The sequence below is a fragment of the Yoonia maricola genome, from assembly GCF_002797915.1.
Classification (GTDB): domain Bacteria; phylum Pseudomonadota; class Alphaproteobacteria; order Rhodobacterales; family Rhodobacteraceae; genus Yoonia; species Yoonia maricola.
This window is the reverse complement of the sequence record NZ_PGTY01000002.1, coordinates 89,835-110,560: the sequence shown is the minus strand read 5'-3', so window position 1 is coordinate 110,560 and position 20,726 is coordinate 89,835. Positions and strand designations below refer to the sequence as shown.

At 54.5% G+C, this 20,726-nt stretch carries 21 protein-coding genes; 13 read left to right on the top strand and 8 right to left on the bottom strand.

Annotation, left to right across the window (positions count from 1 at the left end):
* Nucleotides 1-29: 29 nt before the first annotated feature.
* The 4 genes from BC777_RS10730 to BC777_RS10715 all read left to right on the top strand — a co-directional run bounded on the left by BC777_RS10730 (nt 30) and on the right by BC777_RS10715 (nt 5,488).
* Complete coding sequence (locus tag BC777_RS10730; protein WP_100368190.1) at nt 30-1,877, top strand: ABC transporter ATP-binding protein; 1,848 nt, start codon at nt 30-32, stop codon at nt 1,875-1,877.
* Nucleotides 1,874-3,706, top strand: coding sequence for an ABC transporter ATP-binding protein (locus tag BC777_RS10725; RefSeq protein ID WP_100368189.1), 1,833 nt, complete (start codon nt 1,874-1,876; stop codon nt 3,704-3,706). Before BC777_RS10730 ends, BC777_RS10725 begins: the two co-directional genes overlap by 4 nt.
* Nucleotides 3,707-4,909 (top strand): class I SAM-dependent RNA methyltransferase, encoded by a 1,203-nt coding sequence (locus tag BC777_RS10720; RefSeq protein ID WP_100368188.1) that lies wholly within the window; start codon nt 3,707-3,709, stop codon nt 4,907-4,909. It abuts the gene before it with no gap.
* Nucleotides 4,910-4,996: 87 nt separating this feature from the next.
* Nucleotides 4,997-5,488: a L,D-transpeptidase family protein gene (locus tag BC777_RS10715; protein WP_245834307.1), complete on the top strand. Its 492-nt coding sequence runs from the start codon at nt 4,997-4,999 to the stop codon at nt 5,486-5,488.
* On the opposite strand, the gene dalA is transcribed toward BC777_RS10715, so the two are convergent.
* On the bottom strand, nt 5,485-6,036 hold the full coding sequence (gene dalA, locus BC777_RS10710) for a divisome-associated lipoprotein DalA (protein WP_100368186.1): 552 nt from the start codon (nt 6,034-6,036) through the stop codon (nt 5,485-5,487). The genes BC777_RS10715 and dalA overlap by 4 nt on opposite strands.
* Nucleotides 6,037-6,206: 170 nt before the next feature.
* Here dalA and BC777_RS10705 point away from each other — a divergent pair, with 170 nt between their 5' ends.
* Nucleotides 6,207-6,788, top strand: coding sequence for a L,D-transpeptidase (locus tag BC777_RS10705; RefSeq protein ID WP_100368185.1), 582 nt, complete (start codon nt 6,207-6,209; stop codon nt 6,786-6,788).
* Nucleotides 6,789-6,850: 62 nt separating this feature from the next.
* Here BC777_RS10705 and BC777_RS10700 read toward each other — a convergent pair whose 3' ends face one another.
* The 4 genes from BC777_RS10700 to BC777_RS10685 all read right to left on the bottom strand — a co-directional run bounded on the left by BC777_RS10700 (nt 6,851) and on the right by BC777_RS10685 (nt 10,643).
* Nucleotides 6,851-8,143, bottom strand: a complete 1,293-nt coding sequence (locus BC777_RS10700; RefSeq protein WP_100368818.1) for a serine/threonine protein kinase — start codon at nt 8,141-8,143, stop codon at nt 6,851-6,853.
* 226 nt (nt 8,144-8,369) lie between these two features.
* Nucleotides 8,370-8,621: a DUF6522 family protein gene (locus BC777_RS10695; protein WP_100368817.1), complete on the bottom strand. Its 252-nt coding sequence runs from the start codon at nt 8,619-8,621 to the stop codon at nt 8,370-8,372.
* 50 nt (nt 8,622-8,671) lie between these two features.
* The gene (gene hemH / locus BC777_RS10690; RefSeq protein ID WP_100368184.1) at nt 8,672-9,757 is read right to left on the bottom strand and encodes a ferrochelatase; all 1,086 of its coding nucleotides are present in this window, start codon (nt 9,755-9,757) and stop codon (nt 8,672-8,674) included.
* A 52-nt stretch (nt 9,758-9,809) separates the two neighbouring features.
* Entirely contained in the window at nt 9,810-10,643 is an 834-nt protein-coding gene (locus BC777_RS10685) for a methyltransferase domain-containing protein (protein ID WP_168769141.1), read from the bottom strand.
* A 13-nt stretch (nt 10,644-10,656) separates the two neighbouring features.
* Between BC777_RS10685 and BC777_RS10680 the strand changes: the two genes are divergently transcribed.
* The 4 genes from BC777_RS10680 to BC777_RS10665 are packed head-to-tail and all read left to right on the top strand — an operon-like array spanning nt 10,657 to nt 12,940.
* On the top strand, nt 10,657-11,379 hold the full coding sequence (locus BC777_RS10680; RefSeq protein ID WP_100368182.1) for a ComF family protein: 723 nt from the start codon (nt 10,657-10,659) through the stop codon (nt 11,377-11,379).
* 33 nt (nt 11,380-11,412) lie between these two features.
* The gene (gene grxC, locus BC777_RS10675) at nt 11,413-11,670 is read left to right on the top strand and encodes a glutaredoxin 3 (protein WP_100368181.1); all 258 of its coding nucleotides are present in this window, start codon (nt 11,413-11,415) and stop codon (nt 11,668-11,670) included.
* Nucleotides 11,667-12,497 carry a carbon-nitrogen hydrolase family protein gene (locus BC777_RS10670; RefSeq protein ID WP_100368180.1) on the top strand — a complete coding sequence of 277 codons (831 nt, stop codon included), beginning with the start codon at nt 11,667-11,669 and terminating at the stop codon, nt 12,495-12,497. The genes grxC and BC777_RS10670 overlap by 4 nt, the downstream gene beginning before the upstream one ends.
* Entirely contained in the window at nt 12,497-12,940 is a 444-nt protein-coding gene (locus BC777_RS10665) for a MarR family winged helix-turn-helix transcriptional regulator (RefSeq protein ID WP_100368179.1), read from the top strand. The genes BC777_RS10670 and BC777_RS10665 overlap by 1 nt, the downstream gene beginning before the upstream one ends.
* Before the next feature lie 2 nt (nt 12,941-12,942).
* Here BC777_RS10665 and BC777_RS10660 read toward each other — a convergent pair whose 3' ends face one another.
* The 3 genes from BC777_RS10660 to ubiG all read right to left on the bottom strand — a co-directional run bounded on the left by BC777_RS10660 (nt 12,943) and on the right by ubiG (nt 15,741).
* Nucleotides 12,943-13,893 carry an NAD-dependent epimerase/dehydratase family protein gene (locus BC777_RS10660; protein WP_245834305.1) on the bottom strand — a complete coding sequence of 317 codons (951 nt, stop codon included), beginning with the start codon at nt 13,891-13,893 and terminating at the stop codon, nt 12,943-12,945.
* Entirely contained in the window at nt 13,893-14,921 is a 1,029-nt protein-coding gene (locus tag BC777_RS10655; protein ID WP_133122543.1) for a glycosyl transferase family 90, read from the bottom strand. The genes BC777_RS10660 and BC777_RS10655 overlap by 1 nt, the downstream gene beginning before the upstream one ends.
* A 67-nt stretch (nt 14,922-14,988) precedes the next feature.
* On the bottom strand, nt 14,989-15,741 hold the full coding sequence (ubiG, locus tag BC777_RS10650) for a bifunctional 2-polyprenyl-6-hydroxyphenol methylase/3-demethylubiquinol 3-O-methyltransferase UbiG (protein ID WP_100368176.1): 753 nt from the start codon (nt 15,739-15,741) through the stop codon (nt 14,989-14,991).
* Between the two features lie 47 nt (nt 15,742-15,788).
* Between ubiG and pip the strand changes: the two genes are divergently transcribed.
* Genes pip through BC777_RS10630 form a run of 4 tightly spaced genes read left to right on the top strand, consistent with a single transcriptional unit; the run spans nt 15,789 to nt 20,676 of the window.
* Nucleotides 15,789-16,784 carry a prolyl aminopeptidase gene (gene pip / locus BC777_RS10645; RefSeq protein WP_100368175.1) on the top strand — a complete coding sequence of 332 codons (996 nt, stop codon included), beginning with the start codon at nt 15,789-15,791 and terminating at the stop codon, nt 16,782-16,784.
* Between the two features lie 60 nt (nt 16,785-16,844).
* Nucleotides 16,845-17,837 (top strand): ABC transporter permease, encoded by a 993-nt coding sequence (locus tag BC777_RS10640; protein WP_100368174.1) that lies wholly within the window; start codon nt 16,845-16,847, stop codon nt 17,835-17,837.
* Entirely contained in the window at nt 17,834-19,030 is a 1,197-nt protein-coding gene (locus BC777_RS10635; RefSeq protein WP_100368173.1) for an ABC transporter permease, read from the top strand. The genes BC777_RS10640 and BC777_RS10635 overlap by 4 nt, the downstream gene beginning before the upstream one ends.
* On the top strand, nt 19,027-20,676 hold the full coding sequence (locus tag BC777_RS10630) for an ABC transporter ATP-binding protein (RefSeq protein ID WP_100368172.1): 1,650 nt from the start codon (nt 19,027-19,029) through the stop codon (nt 20,674-20,676). The genes BC777_RS10635 and BC777_RS10630 overlap by 4 nt, the downstream gene beginning before the upstream one ends.
* Nucleotides 20,677-20,726 lie beyond the last annotated feature (50 nt).

Here is a 20,726-nt window from a genome sequence, read left to right as displayed (position 1 = left end):
AGCTGCCTCATAACCCCAAAGGCAGACCCATGTTTCGATTCTTCGAAGGTCTTGTCGATCCCTATGTGCCCTACAAGGAGACCGACACGCCGCCTCAGCGGCTCTATCCGTTTCTGCGTGATTACGCAGAGCCGTTTAAACGTGTGTTCTGGATCACCGGCCTTACCTCAATCGTGATCGCTATCGTTGAGATTTGGTTGCTGGGTTATCTGGGGCGGCTGGTGGATATTTTGGCTTCTGGCACCCCGGCGCAGGTTTGGACTGACAACGGGGGTGAGTTTATCGTCGTGGCGATCTTGCTTCTGACGATGCGGCCTGCGGTCCACATGTTTCAGATCATGTTGCTGAATAACACCATCCTGCCGAACTTTGGCACGCTGGTGCGCTGGCGGGCGCACCGCCATGTCTTGCGCCAATCTGTTGGGTGGTTTGAGGATGATTTCGCGGGCCGCATTGCCAACCGCATCATGCAAACACCGCCCGCAGCGGGTGAGGTTGTTTTTCAACTGTTCGACGCGATTACCTTTGCGCTGGCTTATGTTATCGCTGCTGCGGTTCTGATGGGTCAGGCCGATGTGCGTTTGCTGGTGCCGCTCATGCTGTGGATTGTGCCCTATAGCTTCCTGCTATTCTGGGTCGTGCGGCGGATTGGACCCGCGTCAGAGGCTGCGTCAAACGCGCGAAGCGCTGTCACGGGCCGCGTTGTTGACAGCTATACCAACATCCATTCGGTCAAGATGTTTGCCCATCATGACCGAGAGGTCGATTATGCCAAAGAAGCCATCGAAGAGGCCCGCCGCACCTTTCAGGTCGAGATGCGGCTTTATACCATCATGGATGCGGGGTTGATGTTGTTGAATGGGCTGCTGGTTGTCGGTGTCGTCGGTTGGGCGATTTGGCTTTGGATGCAAGGTGCAGCCTCTGTTGGTGTGGTTGCGGTTGCAACCTCTCTGGCGTTGCGTTTGAACGCGATGTCAGGCTGGATCATGTGGGCCGTCACCAACTTTTTCCGCGAATTGGGCGTCGTGGCCGAGGGGATGAAGACGATTGCGCAGCCTGTGAAATTGCTGGATCAGGCAGAAGCGATGCCGCTGGTCGTCAAAGAAGGTCAGGTTCGGATTAAAGACCTGTCTCACCATTATGGGAAAGAAACCGGGGGGCTGGATCAGATCAACCTGACGATTGCTGCGGGTGAAAAGGTGGGTCTTGTCGGTCAGTCGGGTGCTGGTAAGTCAACCTTGGTTAAGTTGCTTTTGCGGTTTTATGACGCCGAACGCGGTACGATTTTTGTGGATGGGCAGGATATCAGCCGGGCAACTCAGGATAGTCTGCGCAGTGCCATTGGCATGGTCCAGCAAGACAGTGCGTTGCTGCACCGGTCCGTGCGGGAAAACATCCTTTACGGCAACCCGGGTGCAACTGAGGAAGAAATGATCGCAGCGGCCCTGAAGGCCGAGGCGCATGCATTCATTCTTGGGTTGGAAGATAACGAGGGCAACACAGGGTATGACGCTCGCGTCGGCGAACGCGGTGTCAAGCTCTCTGGGGGCCAACGCCAGCGGATCAGCCTTGCGCGTGTGATTTTGAAAGATGCGCCAATCCTTCTCTTGGATGAGGCGACCAGCGCACTAGATAGTGAGGTCGAAGCCGCAATTCAGCAAACGCTCTATGGGATGATGCAAGGCAAGACCGTCATCGCCATCGCCCACCGCCTTTCGACGATTGCCCAGTTGGACCGTATCATCGTGATGGACCAAGGGCGCATTGTCGAAGACGGTACGCATGACGCATTGCTTGCGGCAAATGGACAATATGCACGGTTCTGGGCGCGCCAATCAGGGGGCTTTCTGGGGCAAAGCGACAAGGTAGCCGAATGACCCCGGAACGCTGGATCGACCCTTTTGAACGTGCCGAAGGAGCGCCACCACAAACGCTGATGGCGTTCCTGCGATGGTGTCTGAAAGGCAGCACAAAAGTCACGCTTTTTGCTGGATTAGTGTCTGCTTTAGCAGGCACACTCGAGGTGGCAACGGCGCTGATGTTGGGTTGGGTGATTGACGCGGCATTGAATTCACCCGGTGAAGGGTACTTTTCGGAAAACGTTCTGCTTTTGCTCGGCGTCACCGCATTTTTCGTGGTTCTGCGCCCCATCGTTCTGGGTGTATCGGGGATCATGCAGGCCGTGGTGGTAGGCCCTTCTTTGGGCAACCTCATCCTATCGCGGCTGCATCGTCATTCGCTTGGTCAGTCAGTTACCTTCTTTGATAACGACTTTGCCGGGCGCATTTCGCAAAAGCAGATGCAAGCGGCGAGGGCGACGACAGATCTGATTGTGGATATGATCCACACCGTCGCCTTTGCTTTGGCTTCTTTGGTTGGATCGGTGATTTTGCTGTTCACGGTTGACCCCAGATCTGCGCTGTTATTGGCCGTTTGGTCGATCTCTTACATTCTGCTTATTCGCTTTTTCATGCCGCGTATTCGCGAACGCTCCAAGGCACGCGCGGCGACGCGTGCGATGGTGACAGGGCAAGTGGTTGATACGATCACGAACATCAAAACCGTGAAGCTCTTTGCCCATGACGATCACGAAGACCGCGCTGCAATTGACGCAATGGAGAATTACTGGGGAACAGCGGTACGTTACGGCTGGCTTTCCGCGTCTTTTCGGTTCTGGCTCATGGCGTTGGGCGGGCTGTTGCCTGTCATTCTAGTTGGCATGACGCTCTATTTCTGGACGACTGGGGCCGCCTCTGCCGGTGATATTGCCGCTGCGGGCGCCATTTCGCTGCGCTTGTCGCAAATGACAGGCTGGGTCAGTTTCACACTGATGGGCATGTATGCGAATGTCGGCGAGGTTGAGGATGCGATGCATACGCTGAGCCCTGCACATACGCTGACAGATACACCGGGTGCATTTGATCTGCGCGCCAAGGACGGCGCGATTGCGCTTGATGGGGTGACGTTCAGCTATGGTGGCGGACCGGGTGGACTGGATGATGTAACCCTTGCTGTGCGTCCTGGCGAAAAGCTGGGGCTGGTCGGGGCTTCTGGCGCGGGTAAGTCTACCTTGGTGGCGCTGCTTTTGCGTTTGTACGATACCGAAGCGGGTAAGATCACGATTGATGGCACCGATGTGCGTGATGTGACGCAAGAAAGCCTGCGCCGCCAGATCGCAATGGTGACGCAGGAAACGGCGATGTTTAACCGCTCTGCCCGTGACAACATCAAATACGGCAAGCCGGACGCAACGCAGGATGAGATTGAAGCGGCGGCAAAGCAGGCCGAAGCGCATGAATTCATTAGAACGCTTAAGGATCACAAAGGTCGCGGCGGCTATGATGCGCATCTGGGGGAGCGTGGGGTAAAGCTCTCTGGTGGGCAACGTCAGCGGATCGCCATCGCACGGGCCATTTTGAAAGACGCGCCGATCTTGGTGCTGGATGAGGCCACAAGCGCGTTGGATTCCGAAGTCGAAGCATCGATTCAAGCTGCGCTAGAGTCTATTATGGATGGCAAAACCGTTATCGCCATTGCCCACCGCCTGTCCACATTGGCGCGCATGGACCGCATCGTCGTGCTTGACGCAGGCCGCATTGTCGAAGAAGGAACCCATGATGTGTTGCTGGCCCAAAACGGCCTTTATGCACGCTATTGGAACCGCCAATCGGGTGGGTTCATCAATGTAAAAGATGCGGCGGAATAAATGCTGACAATCGAAAGTTTGACCCATCTTGGGATGGGACGCGCGTCCGATGGGCGTTCGCTCTTGCCGCGTGTTCTGCCAGGGGAAGAGGTGGATGTGGCCCAGGATGGGACAACGCGGATCGTGACACCATCGGTGGACCGGGTCGCGGCACCTTGCCGTCATTTCAAATCCTGCGGGGGCTGCGCGATGCAGCATGCGACGGATGATTTTGTCGCGGCATGGAAGCAGGATATTGTCGTGAAAGCGGTGCAAGCGCGCGGGTTAGAGTCTGATTTTCGTGAAGTCGCGACATCACCAGCCCAATCCCGACGCAGGGCGAAGCTATCGGGTCGGCGGACCAAAAAGGGGGCCATGGTTGGTTTTCACACCCGTGCGTCTGATACGCTGGTGCAGGTTCCCGACTGCCAATTGCTGACCCCGGCCTTGATTGCCAGCTTTCCCGTGCTTGAGGCGTTGACGGTGCTGGCCTGCTCTCGCAAAGGCGAAATTGATCTGACTGTGACCGATGCTGGTGTCGGCCCAGATGTGCTGGTGCAGACGGACAAAGAACTGACACCGCAATTGCGGGTCGAACTGGCAGCGCTCGCCAATCAATTTGGATTATCCCGACTGGTCTGGAACGATGAACCTGTCGTGATGATCAACCCACCGGTGCAGGATTTCGGCGGAACTGGCGTTGTGCCCCCCGCTGGTGCTTTCTTGCAAGCAACCATGCATGGAGAGGCGACCCTGCTGGGCGCGGTTGAAGAGATCACCGCGAAGGCAAGTCGGATTGTTGATCTTTTCGCTGGTTGCGGCACCTTTACATTGCCGTTGGCGAAGCGGTCCGAAATACATGCTGTTGAGGGCGAAGCGACGATGTTGGCGGCCTTGGATCGCGGCTGGCGCGAGGGTCACCACCTTAAACGCGTTACGACGGAGACGCGCGATCTGTTCCGCCGTCCATTAGAGGCTGATGAGCTGCGCCATTTCGATGCAGCCGTCATTGACCCGCCGCGTGCCGGTGCCGACGCACAGATCGAAACGCTCGCCGCATCGGACGTTAACACAATCGCAATGGTGTCCTGCAACCCTATCACCTTCGCGCGGGATGCGCGTGTTTTGGTTGATGCAGGTTTCGTGATGCATTGGGTGCAGGTTGTGGACCAATTTCGATGGTCGCCGCATGTTGAAGTTGTTGCATCATTCACGCGGAAATGAAGTTAATACGTTAGGTTATCTTTTGCGAAAGCGCTGTTTGGTGTAATTAGATGTAAACGGCGCAGACCGTAACGATGGGCAGATATAATGATTTCACGACGTTCTATGATGGCAGGAACTGCCGCGTTTGGGCTTACGGCTTGTAGCGGGCAATTGCCAACATACCGCGGCCCAGAGGTGACGCGCATTCAAGTGCTCAAGAACCGGCGCGAGATGCAGTTTCTTCACCACCAGAGCTTGTTAAAGTCCTACCGCATTGATCTTGGCTTTGCACCGGAAGGCCATAAATCCCAAGAAGGTGACGGGCGTACGCCAGAGGGTGGTTATCGTATCGACCGGCGTAATCCGAATAGCCGCTTTCATCTCTCGTTGGGCATTTCTTATCCCAATGCCAATGATATCGCTTATGCGCGCGCAAAAGGGGTTGATCCGGGCGGCGACATTTTCATCCATGGCACCCCGCAAAAGTGGATAGGCACGCCGGATTGGACATGGGGTTGCATTGCCGTCACCAATGACGAGATGGACGAAATCTATCCGATGATTAACAACGGCACGCTGATCTATATCTACGCTTAGAACCCGCGCCCTGCTATGGGCTGGCTAACCGCTGGATCGCTACCCATATTCAAGGTCCACCACAGCTTTGCTGATTCTTCCTGATACCAGGCAAAGCCCATAAAGCGTGCATTGGGGTCCAGTATGACAGCGCGTGTATCAGGCTGGGCCATCCACGCACCGAGTGTCTGCAATTCAGATTCAAACGATTCCGAGATGTTTTCGCCCAAAAGCCGACCAGGGAAACCAACACGACGTGCGCGTTCCACCGGGCTGGACCCGTCAGAGCCGAAAAGCCAAGGACGGTTCTGCACCGCCATATCCCGTGCGTGTGTTGCGGCGGCGGCATTCAGGCGGGCATCGAGTGTGACGGGTTCCGCGCCTGCCGTTTGGCGCAGGGCATTGACGCTATCCAGCATGCGGAACTGGATTGCCGCTTCATCACCTGATTGGATCACATAAGCCGATGGCAAAGGCAGACCATCCGGACCAAGTGGGCGGTTCGAGGTTGAGCCACAGGCCGTAAGGCCGAGGGCTGCTAGCCCCAAAAATAAGTCGCGTCGTAACATTTTACTACTTGCCTTTGCTTTGGTCGCCATTCTTTAGCGGGAATAGGATGACACTTCAAACCCACATCTTTACATAGCTGTGGGGATGACATTTGTTTGAATTGCAGCGCTTTGCCAGACACTTTATCTATCACTTCTGAAAGACAACTGATCCTTTGAGGAGGACCGTTATGACAAAAGACTTATCACGCCGCGGATTTCTGGCGGCATCGGCTGCAATGATCGGTACTGGTGCCGTTGCCCAGACCGCTGGTAGCACTGAATTGGAGGCTGATATCTCAGCCAGTGTGCAGCGTAACGTCGCCAGCTTTCGGTCGCTGGATTGGCAACCTTATTTCAGCAATCTGAACAAAGGCGCTATCTTGATCGATATTCAGTCACGGGCGCTACACTACTGGTCTGAAGATGAATCAGTTTACAAGCTGTTCCCAACAAGCGTGCCTTTGTCGCAGGAATTGACCCGCACCGGCCGTACCGCCATCACACGTAAAGTCGAAGGACCTAGCTGGGCACCAACACCTTCCATGAAATTGCGCAATCCAGAATGGCCCGATTTTATTGGCCCCGGTCCGGATAATCCACTTGGCACACATGCTTTGCACCTGACGTGGCAGTATTACCGTATTCATGGCACCCACGATACACGCAAGATCGGGCGCCGTTCGTCGAACGGATGTATCGGTCTTTATAATGAACAGATCGCTGAACTTTACGACCTGACACAGGTGGGTACACAGGTTCTGTTGATCTGAGGACGGTCACAGGAAAAGAAAAAGGGGCGTATCATCCGATACGCCCCTTTTTTACGAAGTGATCAAGTTGGCGGTGACTTTTTTAAGAAACCAATGCGCCACCAGTTCTTCTTTTTCCATGCGGCAAGTTCTTGCGCGGCTAGATGTTCGGCTTGGCGCTCGGCCTTCCGCGTTTGGAGTTCGGCGACCGTATTTTTCACGGCACGTTGCTCTTCAACCGTTTCGCTTGTTTCTTTATTGAACTCTTCCACCCAGCCAGGCGGTTTTGTTGCTGTAGTCTGTACCGGTTGCGATTGCGCAGCTGCCTCTTTTGGATCACGTGGCTGCGAATTCAGCACATATTCATTCGTTTCAGAGACCAGACGGGTCAGAGTTTTCTCAAGCTTGAACCGTGATGAAACCTTGAGCTCTTGAACACGCTTGCCTTCTTTGTTGATGATATTCAGCCATTCGGAGGCAGATTGCAGACGTGCCTTTGGCAAGATTTGCATCGCCTTATCAATCGCAGCAAGGAAGGCCTGATCATAGTCGGGGAAACGCCCGGCCAAAGGCTCGCAAGGATCAGGGTTGTTACCTGCAAACTCGGCCATGCGGGTTTGGCTGTTGGGCGGTGCTGTGCCACTGATCAGGTGATAAAAGGTTGCGCCCAGCGCATACAGGTCGCTGCTTGGGCCTTGTTTACCACCGGCAAAGTAGAATTCCTGCGGTGAATAGCCGTCCTTGACGATCAGTACGGAAGATACCGCGCGCGTCTCGCGGCTGGCTTCTTCGCGCGCTGCGCCAAAGTCGATCAGGAATGGGCTGCCCCATTTATCAAGAAGAATGTTGTCAGGCGAAATATCGCGGTGCAACAGATCGTTCTGATGCACCAGATCAACAGCGTCCAATATCTTGATCAGCGTTTCTTTGATCTGCGCAGGGGGAAGCGGATCATTTGCATCGTTGATGATGCTCAGCAGATCACGGCCATGAATTAGATCAAGGACCATATAGGCGGTCTTGTTGTCCTCAAAAATCCGATGCACGCCGACGATGTTCGGGTGGCGCATTTTTGCGATGCTCCGCGCCTCGCGCATGAACATCTGGACGATTGTGCGATATTTTTCGGCATGCTGATCTGACCGGACAAGGACATCTTTGCCCTGACGCATACAAAACACTTCCGGGTAGCATTCTTTGATGACAACATCACGTTCGAGATAGTTGTCCTTTGCAAGATACGTAATGCCAAAGCCGCCGTTACTTAGCGCTCTGTCGATCGTAAACTGATCACCAAGCAAAGCCGTACCATTAGGAAGCGCTTCACTACGCTCTTTTGGGACTGCCCCTTCTTCCGATTGGGATACTGCTGTCATTTCCATCACTCATCGCACCAGCTTCTGGCACAATCCAAACACAATACTAACGCAGTGTGATTGATCTCATGCAAATATGTTGGCTTTGCGGCGGGTCTGTAAAAAAGTTATGTTATTGGGTTGAAAAACTGCATCTTTTTCGGCTGTTAGCGCTAATTCTCGCATCTTTTCGGCCTCTATTCATCCGGCGTTCATTTAGAGCCGGGTTGAGTTAAATAGAATCAGTTTAGCGTTTTACCTTGATCCGTGTTGTCTTAATGACCACCCCATCCGCGTCGCAAATCAAACGCACTCGCTGATCTGCATACCAGAATGTCAGGCGTCTGCGACCCGAATCTGCGTCAACGCCTTCTTCTGACTGGCTCGTGATCTCACCTGCGCGCATTTTTGCAGGCACCTCTGCAGGATCAAGACCCAAGAGGGGGCCAAGATCATGCGCGTCAACAGTCGCGCCGTTCTCAGTCAGGGTTACTTTCATCGGATCAATTGCAAAGGTCCCGTTTGACTGCACTCAAGTCGCGCCCAGCGTCAGCCGATCCACCCTTTGAGGTTTTTTTCGATCACGCCGGACAGCGCATCGATATGCGCAGGGTCGTCGTTGAGGCACGGAATATATGTGAAATGCTCACCCCCGGCCTCTTCAAAGCTTTCCTTGATCTCTTCGTTGATCTCTTCGAGCGTTTCGATGCAATCGGCCGAAAAGGCGGGCGCACAGACGGCGATGTTCTTGACGCCATCCTCTTCGGCTAAGCGGGCGACTTCTTCGACTGTATAGGGTTTCAACCACTCTTCAGGTCCGAAGCGCGATTGAAAAGTCGTTACGATCTGCGTGTCATCCCAGCCCAAACGTTCCTTCAACAAGCGCGTCGTCTTCTGGCATTGGCAGTGGTACGGATCGCCCTCGCGCAGGTAACGCTCTGGTACGCCATGATACGAGCAGACGAGCTTTTCAGGTTTCGTTTCCGCATCTGCATAGGCATGTTCAATCGATTGGGCGAGGGCCTCGATATATGCGGGCTCTTCAAAATAAGGCTCAACGATGCGTGCGACAGGCTGCCATTTTTCTTCCATCAATGCGCGGAAGAACTGGTCATTTGCCGTGGCCGAGGTTGCGCCTGCGTAATGTGGGTAAAGTGGGAAGAACAGGATTTTGGTGCATCCGTCCTCGACCATCTCTCGCACTTTGGATTTTGTCGACGGGTTGCCATAGCGCATACAGAAATCAACGCGCACGTCGTCCCCGTAGCGTTCCACCATTTGTGCTTTGATCGCAGCTGTCTGTTTTTTGGTGATCGTCAGAAGCGGGCTTTCGTTGTCTTCTTCATTCCAGATCGATTTGTACGCTGCGCCGGATGAAAAGGGCCGCTTGGTCAGGATAATCAGCTGCAACAAAGGCTGCCAGATCCACGCCGAATAATCGACCACGCGTTTGTCAGATAGAAATTCGTTCAGATAACGCCGCATGGACCAATAATCTGTCGCATCAGGTGTCCCAAGGTTAGCGACCAGAATACCAACGCGCGCCGGTTTAACTACCGGGTGATCGGGCTGCGCATGCACAGGGCATGTGGCTTGGCGCTCTTTGGCGTTGGCTTGTGCATCGAACATCTTCATTGCCCTCTAGGTAGCGCTATTTCTTTACTAGTTAAATGGGATACGCACGGCGTTAGTCATTGGACCTATCTAAAGGCGTTTCTTGCGTATTCAATGCATCGGCAAGGCGGGTTTTCGCGCTACCGGGGCGCAAAGGTTGCGGTTGGCTATCAGCGGGGGCCCATCCGGTCAGCGTGATGACTTCAAAAGTGGCATCCACCCGATTCTCAGCATTGCGAAAATTTGCGGCATAAATGCAGGCCGCCTCGGTCAGCACGTTGCGCCGGGTTGCATGTTTGATGCGCTGGGCAAGGGCGTTGTTTTCACCCATCTTGCGCAGGTCATGCATCAGGTGGAATGCGTTGACATAGCTTGCCGTCAGTGGCGTCGCATCTGCAACTGGCAGGGCAAAGCCAGCGCGTTGCAAAAGCCCACCCAGATCACGAATTTCACCCATTGGCGCGATACGGGGCGAAAGGCCACCTGCGACGACAGCCTCTGCCTCAGCCAGCGAGGCGCGTAATTCATGCAGGGTTTGCCCACCAAGGAAGGTACAAAGCAATAAGCCATCCGGTTTCAACGCATGGCGCGTCTGCACCAGTTGTCCTACGGGATCATTCGCCCAATGCAGGCACATCGTGTGCAGGATCAGGTCGTGGGCCCGCGGTTTCAGATCAAGCGTCTCTTCATCAGCCACAATCGTGGCCTCTGGATAACGCGCCGCCCAAAAATCAGGAAAACCGGTCACAATCGCGATTGATGTAAAGGTTCTGTTAACCTCGATCAGTCTCTCATGCAGCTCATCGGCGGCGTGTTCTTGCAGGAACAGCGCGTCAGGTTCTGCACGTGCGCGGTTGCGCATCAGGGCTGCGCGGTCGGTGATTTGGGGCATATCCATGCTGGTCATTTAGGGTGCATTCATGCGGTTGCAAAGCGTCATTCGGGCAATTTATCCGCCGCAATGCGTTGCCTGCGATGCACAGACCGAGGATGACAATGGGCTCTGTGCGGCCTGCTGGCGTGAAACGCAGTTCATAAGTGGGCTGGTCTGCGATACATGTGGAACGCCTCTGCCGGGCGAAGACCACGGCGAAGTGGTCCAATGTGATGACTGCATGACCATCGCGCGGCCTTGGGACCGGGGGCGCGCGGCATTGATCTATACGGGTGTTGGTCGGCGACTGGTCCTGGGGCTGAAACACGGGGACCGGACAGATTTGGCGCGTCCAGCAGCGCAATGGATGGCGCAAAAATTGTCCAAACCTTCTATGTTAGACACTGTTTTAATCCCGGTGCCGTTGCACTGGGTGCGTGTCGTCAAGCGCAGGTATAATCAGTCTGCTTTGCTGGCGCAGGAGCTAGGCAAGGTCGTGGACTTGCCCGTTTGCGTTGACGCTTTGCTGCGCCCAAAAAAGACAAATGCGCTGGAAGGACATAATCGCGAGGCCCGCTTCGCAGAGCTTTCGGGGGCAATTGTACCAAACCCTAAGCGCGTGGATCAGATCGTAGGCAAACAGGTCATCCTTGTTGACGATGTTATGACCTCTGGCGCGACCCTTGCCGCGAGCGCCGAGGCTACGAAGGCTGCCGGTGCCACAAACGTGTCGATTGTTACACTGGCAAGAGTGGTCAAAGATGCCTAGATCAGGAGCGAAACCGATCTAAGGACCACAATAATGGCAACTGTCGAGATATATACCAAACCAACCTGTGGCTTTTGCCACATGGCAAAGCGCCTGCTGAACTCAAAGGGTATCAGCTTTGCCGAGGTTAATATTTCTGCCCAACCCGAACGCCGCGCCGAAATGATCCAGCGCGCGAACGGTGGCAGCACAGTCCCGCAGATTTTCGTTGATGGCACCCATGTGGGTGGTTGTGATGATCTGTTTGCATTGGAGCGCGGCGGCAAACTGGATGCGCTGTTAGCGGCATGAAAACGGCACTGCTTCAACTGAACGTCAGCGATGATCCGGTGGCAAACCTGCCTCAGACCGTTGCCATGGTCGCAGAGGCCGCGTCCAAGGGTGCGGAATTCATCCTGACCCCGGAGGTGACCAATTGCATTTCGCGGGATCGCGCGGACCAGACAGCTGTTTTGCAGCATGAAGCCGATGACATCACGTTGAAGAAACTGCGCGAAGAGGCGGTGCGGCATGGCATCTGGCTTTCGATCGGCTCACTCGCACTTAAGACCTATGATGCAGACGGCCGGTTTGCCAACAGGTCATTTCTGATCGATCCCGCAGGCCAGATCGCTGCGCGCTACGACAAGATTCACATGTTCGATGTGACCGTCTCTGAAACCGAGACTTACCGCGAATCCGCAGGCTACCGTCCCGGTGGAACGGCTGTTGTGGCCGATACACCGTTCGCCAAAATCGGCATGAGCGTCTGCTATGATATACGCTTTGCTTACCTTTACAGGGCCTTGGCGCAGGCTGGCGCTGAGATTCTCTTGGTGCCCGCTGCATTTTCGCCTGTGACCGGTGCTGCGCATTGGGAACCGCTCTTGCGCGCCCGCGCGATTGAGACGGGTTCTTATGTTCTGGCTGCAGCACAGACGGGTGCTCATGCATCTGCGTCGGACAAACCACGCAAAACATATGGGCACAGCATGGCGATTTCGCCCTGGGGCGAGGTTCTGGCGGATTTAGGTACAGAGCCGGGTATCGCATTGGTTGATCTTGACCTTAGGGAAGTGGCACAAAGCCGCAAACGGATCGCGGCACTGAGCCATGATCGCCCTTTCGAAGGTCCTTGATGTCAGACGCTGCGAATAATTTAGCCGTATCATTGTTCAGCGAAATTTTGGCGGTTGATCAATTGGCGCGGGCCAATGTAGCGCGTGTCCTGCCCAAGGGGATGGAGCTGTCGCACTTTTCCGTGCTGAATCATTTGGCGCATGCGGGTGTCGAACGATCACCGGCGCAGCTGGCCAAGACATTTCACCTCACGCGCGGCGCGATGACCAACACGTTGCACAAACTGGAATGGGCAGGCTGGGTGCATGTGCGTCCTGATTGGGACGATGCACGGCGCAAGATGGTCGCCATCAGCCCCTCTGGTTTGGCGGCCCGCGATGCTGCATTGGCTGCGATTGCCCCGGTGATCGCTGATGTGGTCAATAAGGTAGGTGAAGACAAAGCCCGCACGGTTCTGCCCGTACTGCGCGAGATGCGTTTGAAGCTGGGTGCAGTTGAGTGATCCTAGACGCGTAGGCTGGCGCGATCACTTTGATAAAGCGTCAGAATGCCATCCTTGAATGTGGTCTGCGGCGTCCATCCTAACAGACGCCTAGCCTTGCTGATGTCAGGGCAGCGTCTTTGCGGATCATCGATAGGTCTTGGTGTGAATAGGATCTCGCTTTTGTTGCCAAAAAGCGCATTCACCAGTTCGGCAATTTCAAGAATGGTCACTTCGGATGGGTTGCCGATGTTCACCACTTCGCCCTTTGCGTCAGCCACCATGCCAAGCCGCAGCAATGCCGCAACGGTATCGCTGACATGGCAGAAGCTGCGGGTTTGCGTGCCGTCGCCGTGGATGGTTATCGGTTTTCCCTCGCTGGCCTGTGCGGCAAAATTGGGTATCGCGCGTCCGTCAGAAACGCCCATCCCCGGACCGTAGGTGTTGAAGATACGCGCGATACGTATATCGGCGCCTTTGGTGCGTACCGCATCAATCAAGAGCGTTTCTGCCGCACGTTTGCTTTCGTCATAGCAGGCTCTGGGTCCAATCGGGTTCACATTGCCCCAATCGGTTTCCTTTTGCGGATGGGACAATGGGTCACCATAGACTTCGCTGGTTGAGGCCTGCACGAGCGTGCCTTCGCAAGCTAACACATGATCGAGCATATGCATCGTGCCCAGAAGGTTTGTCTTCCACGTTTGGATCGGATCGCTTTGATAATGCAGGGGTGATGCTGGGCTTGCGAGGTTAAAGATTACATCGGCATGTGGCACCGTTGCGGGGTCGCAGATATCATGCTGTTGTTGTGTTAGCTGGTGAGGGTGGCGGGGTTGCACCTCCAACGTGTGCCCGGTTGAATAATTGTCGATGACATGCACGTGGGCGTTTGCATTCAAGAGGGCCTGCACAAGGTGCTGGCCGATGAAACCCGCTCCGCCTGCAACGACGACTGTTTTATTTTGCCAGAACATCATCCGCGTGCTTCTCGTTCCTCGATGGTTTCCACCGCAACATTGCATTCGCTTTCAAAGGTCATTGCCTTGGCAAAGGCCTGCCCTTGTTCTGCAATGATACGTGCTTTGTGTTGGTTACTTTTGACCCAGTCAATTCGCTCCTGCAAGTCCGACAGATCAGCGCGAATAGGTACAAAATGCTCCCACGGGACCAACTTGTGATAGTACCATTGATAGAAGCCAAACTGGCTTTCGACTTTCAACACACAACATCCAAGCTTTAGACGTTGCATGAAATTGCACCAGGCGTTGGTATAGCCATCGATATCGATGGCATATTTCATGTTTGCCCATTCAAATGTGTCGACGCGCTTGCCAATCAGGTCCGCCCGACGCAGCAGGTTTTGGTATTCTTCGCGGCGTTTCAGAACGAACCGGAAATCAACATCAAGCTGCTCACATGCTTTGGCCATACGAAGCCGCTGAAGAACGCCTGGATTATTGATTGTATCCGGATCAAGTGAGAACAAGCCCACACCGTTTAGTGCACCGCGCCAGACGATATCATCTTTGCGGTCATTCCATGCTGGCGCATGATCTGCGGCAAACCGATCAGTTGCAATATATCCGTAGTCTCGGAAGAAATGTGCGTCTGGAACCAATGTGTCATCGGATGACGATGTTGCGTATTTGTAGCGTGCTACACTCACTTTGTGGCCGTCAGAAATATTGACGACTATGCGTTGGACGCTGGCACTTGTTTGGTTCAGCCAATAGGCAAACGCAGCGAGTTTGTGGCGATTACCGGCTAAGTAACCGCGAGGCCAGCTTTGGTTCACCAACGCTATAATATGCCCACCCTCTTTTGTCAGGATGACATCGGTTGGAGCAGTAGGTTCTGCCGACTCACGCACCTTAAGCGCAATTGGAGCGACGCCAGCCTGTTCGCACTGCTTATTACTGTCCTCGATAACTAAACGGCGATCTTGATAACGTATCAGTGGTGTGTAGAATCGACGCTTGAGCCGTGATGCTGAGAATTTCAATAGTTTTTCCGAATACCAAGTGCGATCAGATTGCGCTACACTGGTAACTGTGGATCACGCGGTAAACCTATTCAACCGGCTTTGTTGCTGCCGTCACATAATTTACCGATAGGTCTTTGTCTGAGATCGACCAGGTGAATTTCGCAAAGTTGAAAACAAACCCTTTGCGGTCCACTGGGGTCATCCCGGCCTTTTCGATAAATCCAAACAGTTCATCCGGCGTGATAAACTTGTTCCATTCATGCGTCCCCTTGGGCAGCCAACGCATCACGTATTCTGCGCCAACAATCGCCATCGCAAAGGACTTTGGGTTGCGGTTGATGGTTGAACAGATGTGGATTGCGCCTGGTTTCATCAATTGTTGGCAAGCATCCAGATAGCCTTGCGGATCGGCCACATGTTCAACCACTTCCATGTTCAGGACCGCATCGAACTGCTCACCCGCTTCTGCCATCGCCTCGGCTGTGGTGTGACGATAGTCGATCTCTAACCCTGACTGCTCAGCGTGGATTTTCGCGACTGGTATGTTCCCTTCCGCGGCATCTGCACCCACTACCGTGGCCCCAAGCCGCGCCATGGGTTCGCAAAGCAATCCACCACCGCAGCCGATATCAAGAAGGCGCAAGCCCTTAAAAGGGTCCGGCTGGCTCAAGTCGCGCCCGAATTCAGCGGCGATTTGGCTGGTGATATAGTCCAATCGCACCGGGTTCATCATATGCAACGGTTTGAACTTGCCCTTCAGATCCCACCATTCGGCAGCCATCGCCTCAAACTTGGCAATCTCGCTGGGGTCTACTGTGTTCGTTGCCGACATTTTCATCACTCCGCGTCATGGTCAGTGCGTTCAACACGCGATATAGGATGGTTATGGACAAAGTCGTAGGACAAAAGCGCCCAGGTGCGCATCTTTACCAGCCGATTGATCCCTTTGATCAGCGGATGCTGGAGGTGGGCGACGGTCACCGCATCTACATAGAGCAGTGCGGCAACCCAGATGGCATCCCCGTTGTCGTCCTGCATGGTGGCCCTGGTGGCGGGTGCAGCCCGGCAATGCGCCGTTATTTTGATCCCAATAAGTTTCGCATCATTTTGTTTGATCAGCGCGGCTGTGGTCGGTCACGTCCCCACGCCAGTGTTGAGGCGAATACGACATGGCATTTGGTAGCGGATATTGAGCTGATCCGAAAAACGCTCGGCATTGATCGCTGGATTGTCTTTGGCGGGTCCTGGGGGGCGACACTGGCGTTGATTTATGCCCAGGCCCATCCCGATCATGCGGCGGCTTTGGTCTTGCGTGGCGTTTTTCTGATGACCCAGCCTGAGTTGGATTGGTTTTATGGCGGTGGCGCCGGAAAATTCTGGCCCGATCTGTGGGAACAATTCGCATCCCTCATTCCAGAGGATGAAAGCGATGACTATATCGCCGCCTATCATCGCCGCCTGTTTTCGGATGATCGCGGGCTAGAGGTGCGCTATGCCCGCGCGTGGGCTTCTTGGGAGAATGCGCTGGCTTCAATCGATAGCGATGGTGCAACGGGTGAAAGCCCTGCCGATTATGCCCGCGCTTTTGCCCGGCTTGAGAACCATTACTTCTACCACGGTGGATTCCTGAACGCGGATCAGCAAATCCTGCACCCCGGTCAGATGGCCAAGATTGCAGATGTCCCCGGTGTGATTGTGCAAGGCCGCTATGATATGATCTGCCCGCCGGTTTCGGCGCATAGGTTGTCAAAGATGTGGCCAAAATCCCGATTGTCTTTCATCGGTCGCGCCGGCCACGCCTTGTCAGAGCCGGGGATTAGCGCAGAACTTGTGCGCACGATGGATATGATGGCAGCTCAGCGCCATTCCTTGGGGCTTTAGCCTTTACAGCTGAAAATATGCCGTTAAGCTTTACAGCAAGTTACGGGGAACACTTCAGTTTTGGGCAACGTCCTGACGATTATTCTACAGCGGTTAACGCTTGGTCTGCTCACTTTGTTGATAGTGTCCATCGTCATTTTCGTTGCGGTGAACCTGCTTCCCGGTGATTTTGCGCAATCCATTCTTGGCCAAGGTGCCACGCCAGAGGCAGTTGCTTCCATTCGCGAAGACCTCGGGCTCGATCAGCCGATGGTGACCCGTTATTTTGACTGGCTGGGCGGCGTGTTGCGGGGTGATCTGGGCACCAGCTTTGCACAGGCCAACTTTGCCAGCTTTACCGGGACGGATTCTGGTGCAACCACAGTTGCGCAGCAGATTGCGCCACGGTTTGCGAATACCATGTTTCTTGCAATGATCACTGCGATTATCGCTGTGCCTTTTTCGATCTTCCTTGGCGTGCTTGCAGCACTTTACCGCAATACTGTTTTTGACCGTGCCACCAACATCTTCACGCTGTCATCCATTTCCAGCCCAGAATTTTTTCTGGCTTATATCCTGATCCTGTTTTTGGCGGTTCTGAACCCGATTTTCCCTTCACTATCGAACATTTTTGAAGGCATGCCGTTTGGTGAGCGGGTTGAGAAATCCATGCTGCCTGCACTGACCCTGACACTGGTGGTTACGGCGCACATGATGCGGATGACACGTGCCGCCATTATTAACCTTCTGGCATCCCCTTACATTGAGATGGCACGCCTGAAGGGTCTGTCCCCGATGCGTGTGATCGTCAAGCATGCGCTGCCGAATGCGCTGGCGCCGATCATCAATGTGATTGCACTGAACCTTGCGTATCTGATTACTGGTGTGGTCGTGGTTGAGGTCGTGTTTGTCTATCCCGGTATTGGTCAATTGTTCGTTGATAGCGTGAAGATCCGCGATATCCCTGTGGTGCAGGCCTGCTGTCTGATCTTTGCGACCGCTTTTATCCTGCTGAACCTGACAGCTGACATTATGTCGATCTTGTCGAACCCGCGTCTGAGGCATCCGAAATGATCTGGTTTGTTGCAGCACTGGTGGGCATGGCAGCCGTCGCATGGGGATTTCGGTTTGCGGGGCAGGCCGTTACCGGCAATGCGCCCAAGTTTCGCGATATGCCTTATGGGGTGGCCTACGGCTATGTGCTTGGCGTGGCAGTTTTGGCGTGGCTGGTGTGGGCTTATACCCAAGGACGCAGCCCAGATCAGGCGATTGCGAATAAGTTTTTCTTCCTGCGTATCGCGATTGAAGGCTTCATCATCTTCGCGATTGCGGCATGGCTGTTTCGTCTGCTGGGGCGTTCGGTTGGCACGTCCGGTACGAAGAAACTGTTCCGCTCCATGCCGTTGACGGCCTCTTTTGGTATCCTAACGATCCTGATATACGCGATTTTTGCTCTCTTTGCTGGTGTCATAGCACCTTATGGGCAAGAACAGATTATTCCGGGTGTTGCGGCGAATGTGATCCCCGGCGGTGACCCGACGCTGGGCGGCAACCCGGACTTTCCTCTTGGGACAGACCAGATTGGTCGCGATATTTTAAGCCGACTGATCTATGGCGCGCAAAACACTGTTGGTATTGCCTTTGCAACGACTGTGCTGGCGTTTCTTCTGGGCGGGACATTTGGTTTTCTTGCCGCGACCTTGGGTGGTTGGCTCGATCAGCTTTTGTCGCGCACGGTTGATGTGCTGATGGCGATCCCTTCTTTGATCTTTGCCCTGCTCCTGATGACCATTGCCAGCGTTTGGGCGCCGGAACTGGGTATTCCGCTGACTGTCTTTATGGTTGTCATCATCGCCGTGATCGACAGTACCCGCGTCTACCGTCTGGCCCGTGCTGTGGGGCAAAACATTGTGGTGATGGACTATATCGAAGCGGCCAAGTTGCGGGGCGAGGGCCTTGGCTATCTGGTATTCAAGGAAATTCTGCCAAACGCGACGGCACCTTTGCTGGCTGAGTTTGGCCTGCGTTTCTGCTTTGTATTCCTGACCATCGCGGCGCTGTCGTTTCTTGGTGTGGGTATCCAGCCACCGTTGGCGGATTGGGGCACCATGGTACGTGACTTGGGCGGCTTCGTGAACTTTGCACAGTTTGCACCCATGGCCGCGACCGCACCTTTATTGGCGGCAGGCGCTATAGCTCTGCTAACGGTCGCAGTGAATTTTGTCGTCGACTGGATGTTACAGAAATCATCGGGGCTCAAGGAATGAGTGAAGAAATCCTCGTCAAAATGCGCGATGTCTGGCTGGAAGGTCGGAGCGATGAGACATGGAACCCCATTATCAACGGTGTCGATCTGACACTGAAAAAAGGTGAAGTGCTGGGCCTGATTGGCGAATCCGGTGCGGGTAAATCCACGCTTGGGCTGGCTGCGATGGGATACACCCGCGATGGCGTACGCATCAGCAAAGGTTCCGTTGAATTCGACGGGATCGATCTGTTGACAGCATCTGCTGCGGTCAAACGCGAGTTGTTGGGCAAGCGTATCGCCTATGTCGCCCAATCTGCCGCCGCCAGTTTTAACCCCGCACATAAGTTGATGGACCAACATGTCGAAGGGCCAGTCCAGCACGGCGTCATGAGCAAAAGTGACAGCGAAGAAGACGGGATGGAGCTGTATCGCAAGCTGCGCCTGCCCAACCCTGATCAGATTGGTTTCCGTTATCCGCACCAAGTGTCCGGTGGTCAGCTGCAACGCTGCATGACGGCGATGGCAATGTCGTGCCGCCCTGACCTGATTATCTTTGATGAGCCCACAACAGCACTGGATGTGACCACGCAGATCGAAGTTTTGGCCTCGATCCGTGATATTGTTGAACAGTTCAACACGGCTGCGATCTATATCACCCACGATCTGGCGGTCGTGGCGCAGATGGCCGATACGATCAAAGTTCTGCTGAAAGGCGACGAGGTCGAGACAGCGGATACGCGCACCATGCTGTCTGCGCCAACCCAAGAATATACCAAATCACTTTGGGCGGTCCGCAGTTTTGAACGCCCGCAAAAACCGGCTGTTCAAACTGGGTCCGTACCAGTTGTCAGCGTGCAAAACGTTGATGCGTCTTATGGCACAGTACCTGTTTTGCATGATGTCAGCTTTGATATGCATGAAGGCCGCACTGTCGCCGTTGTGGGTGAAAGTGGATCGGGTAAATCGACCACGGCGCGCTGTATTACCGGGCTCTTGCCGCCCAAAGCAGGCCAGATTTTGGTGGATGGCGAAGTGATGCCGCCTGACTATCGCAAGCGCAGCAAAGATCAGCTGCGTCAGGTGCAGATGATCTATCAGATGGCAGACACGGCGCTGAACCCGCGCATGTCGATTGGCCAGATCATCGCGCGCCCGGTTGAATTCTATCTGGGGCTGAAAGGTGCGGAAAAACGCAAACGCGTCGACGCGTTGCTTGAGCAGATCGAACTGGAACCTTCACAATACTATCACCGTCTGCCGTCCGAGCTGTCTGGCGGGCAGAAACAACGTATTGGTATCGCGCGGGCCTTGGCGGCTGAACCCAAGTTTATCATCTGTGACGAAGTTACCTCAGCCTTGGACCAATTGGTGGCGGAAGGGATTCTGCGACTTTTGGCGCGCTTGCAGGACGAGCTGTCGCTTACCTATATGTTCATTACCCATGACCTTGCGACCGTGCGGGCCATCGCGGATGAGGTCGTTGTGATGAAAGATGGGCGTGTGGTTGAACAAGGGCCAAAGACGGAAATGTTTACGCCGCCGCATCACGCCTACACGGATCTTCTACTGTCTTCGGTCCCACAGATGGACCCGGATTGGCTGACAAATCTGTTGGCAGAACGCGGAGTTGATAACATCGGCGATGCCGCAGTTGATAAGATGTAACACGAATCGGTCACGCAAGTGACGACACAATTGGGTGGTTCACACCTAGA

Coding starts and splice junctions, on each gene's coding strand:
- BC777_RS10730 (WP_100368190.1), top strand. CDS start 30: ATGTTTCGATTCTTCGAAGGTCTTGTCGATCCCTATGTGCCCTACAAG.
- BC777_RS10725 (WP_100368189.1), top strand. CDS start 1,874: ATGACCCCGGAACGCTGGATCGACCCTTTTGAACGTGCCGAAGGAGCG.
- BC777_RS10720 (WP_100368188.1), top strand. CDS start 3,707: ATGCTGACAATCGAAAGTTTGACCCATCTTGGGATGGGACGCGCGTCC.
- BC777_RS10715 (WP_245834307.1), top strand. CDS start 4,997: ATGATTTCACGACGTTCTATGATGGCAGGAACTGCCGCGTTTGGGCTT.
- dalA (WP_100368186.1), bottom strand. CDS start 6,036: ATGTTACGACGCGACTTATTTTTGGGGCTAGCAGCCCTCGGCCTTACG.
- BC777_RS10705 (WP_100368185.1), top strand. CDS start 6,207: ATGACAAAAGACTTATCACGCCGCGGATTTCTGGCGGCATCGGCTGCA.
- BC777_RS10700 (WP_100368818.1), bottom strand. CDS start 8,143: ATGACAGCAGTATCCCAATCGGAAGAAGGGGCAGTCCCAAAAGAGCGT.
- BC777_RS10695 (WP_100368817.1), bottom strand. CDS start 8,621: ATGAAAGTAACCCTGACTGAGAACGGCGCGACTGTTGACGCGCATGAT.
- hemH (WP_100368184.1), bottom strand. CDS start 9,757: ATGAAGATGTTCGATGCACAAGCCAACGCCAAAGAGCGCCAAGCCACA.
- BC777_RS10685 (WP_168769141.1), bottom strand. CDS start 10,643: ATGACCAGCATGGATATGCCCCAAATCACCGACCGCGCAGCCCTGATG.
- BC777_RS10680 (WP_100368182.1), top strand. CDS start 10,657: ATGCGGTTGCAAAGCGTCATTCGGGCAATTTATCCGCCGCAATGCGTT.
- grxC (WP_100368181.1), top strand. CDS start 11,413: ATGGCAACTGTCGAGATATATACCAAACCAACCTGTGGCTTTTGCCAC.
- BC777_RS10670 (WP_100368180.1), top strand. CDS start 11,667: ATGAAAACGGCACTGCTTCAACTGAACGTCAGCGATGATCCGGTGGCA.
- BC777_RS10665 (WP_100368179.1), top strand. CDS start 12,497: ATGTCAGACGCTGCGAATAATTTAGCCGTATCATTGTTCAGCGAAATT.
- BC777_RS10660 (WP_245834305.1), bottom strand. CDS start 13,893: ATGTTCTGGCAAAATAAAACAGTCGTCGTTGCAGGCGGAGCGGGTTTC.
- ubiG (WP_100368176.1), bottom strand. CDS start 15,741: ATGAAAATGTCGGCAACGAACACAGTAGACCCCAGCGAGATTGCCAAG.
- pip (WP_100368175.1), top strand. CDS start 15,789: ATGGACAAAGTCGTAGGACAAAAGCGCCCAGGTGCGCATCTTTACCAG.
- BC777_RS10635 (WP_100368173.1), top strand. CDS start 17,834: ATGATCTGGTTTGTTGCAGCACTGGTGGGCATGGCAGCCGTCGCATGG.
- BC777_RS10630 (WP_100368172.1), top strand. CDS start 19,027: ATGAGTGAAGAAATCCTCGTCAAAATGCGCGATGTCTGGCTGGAAGGT.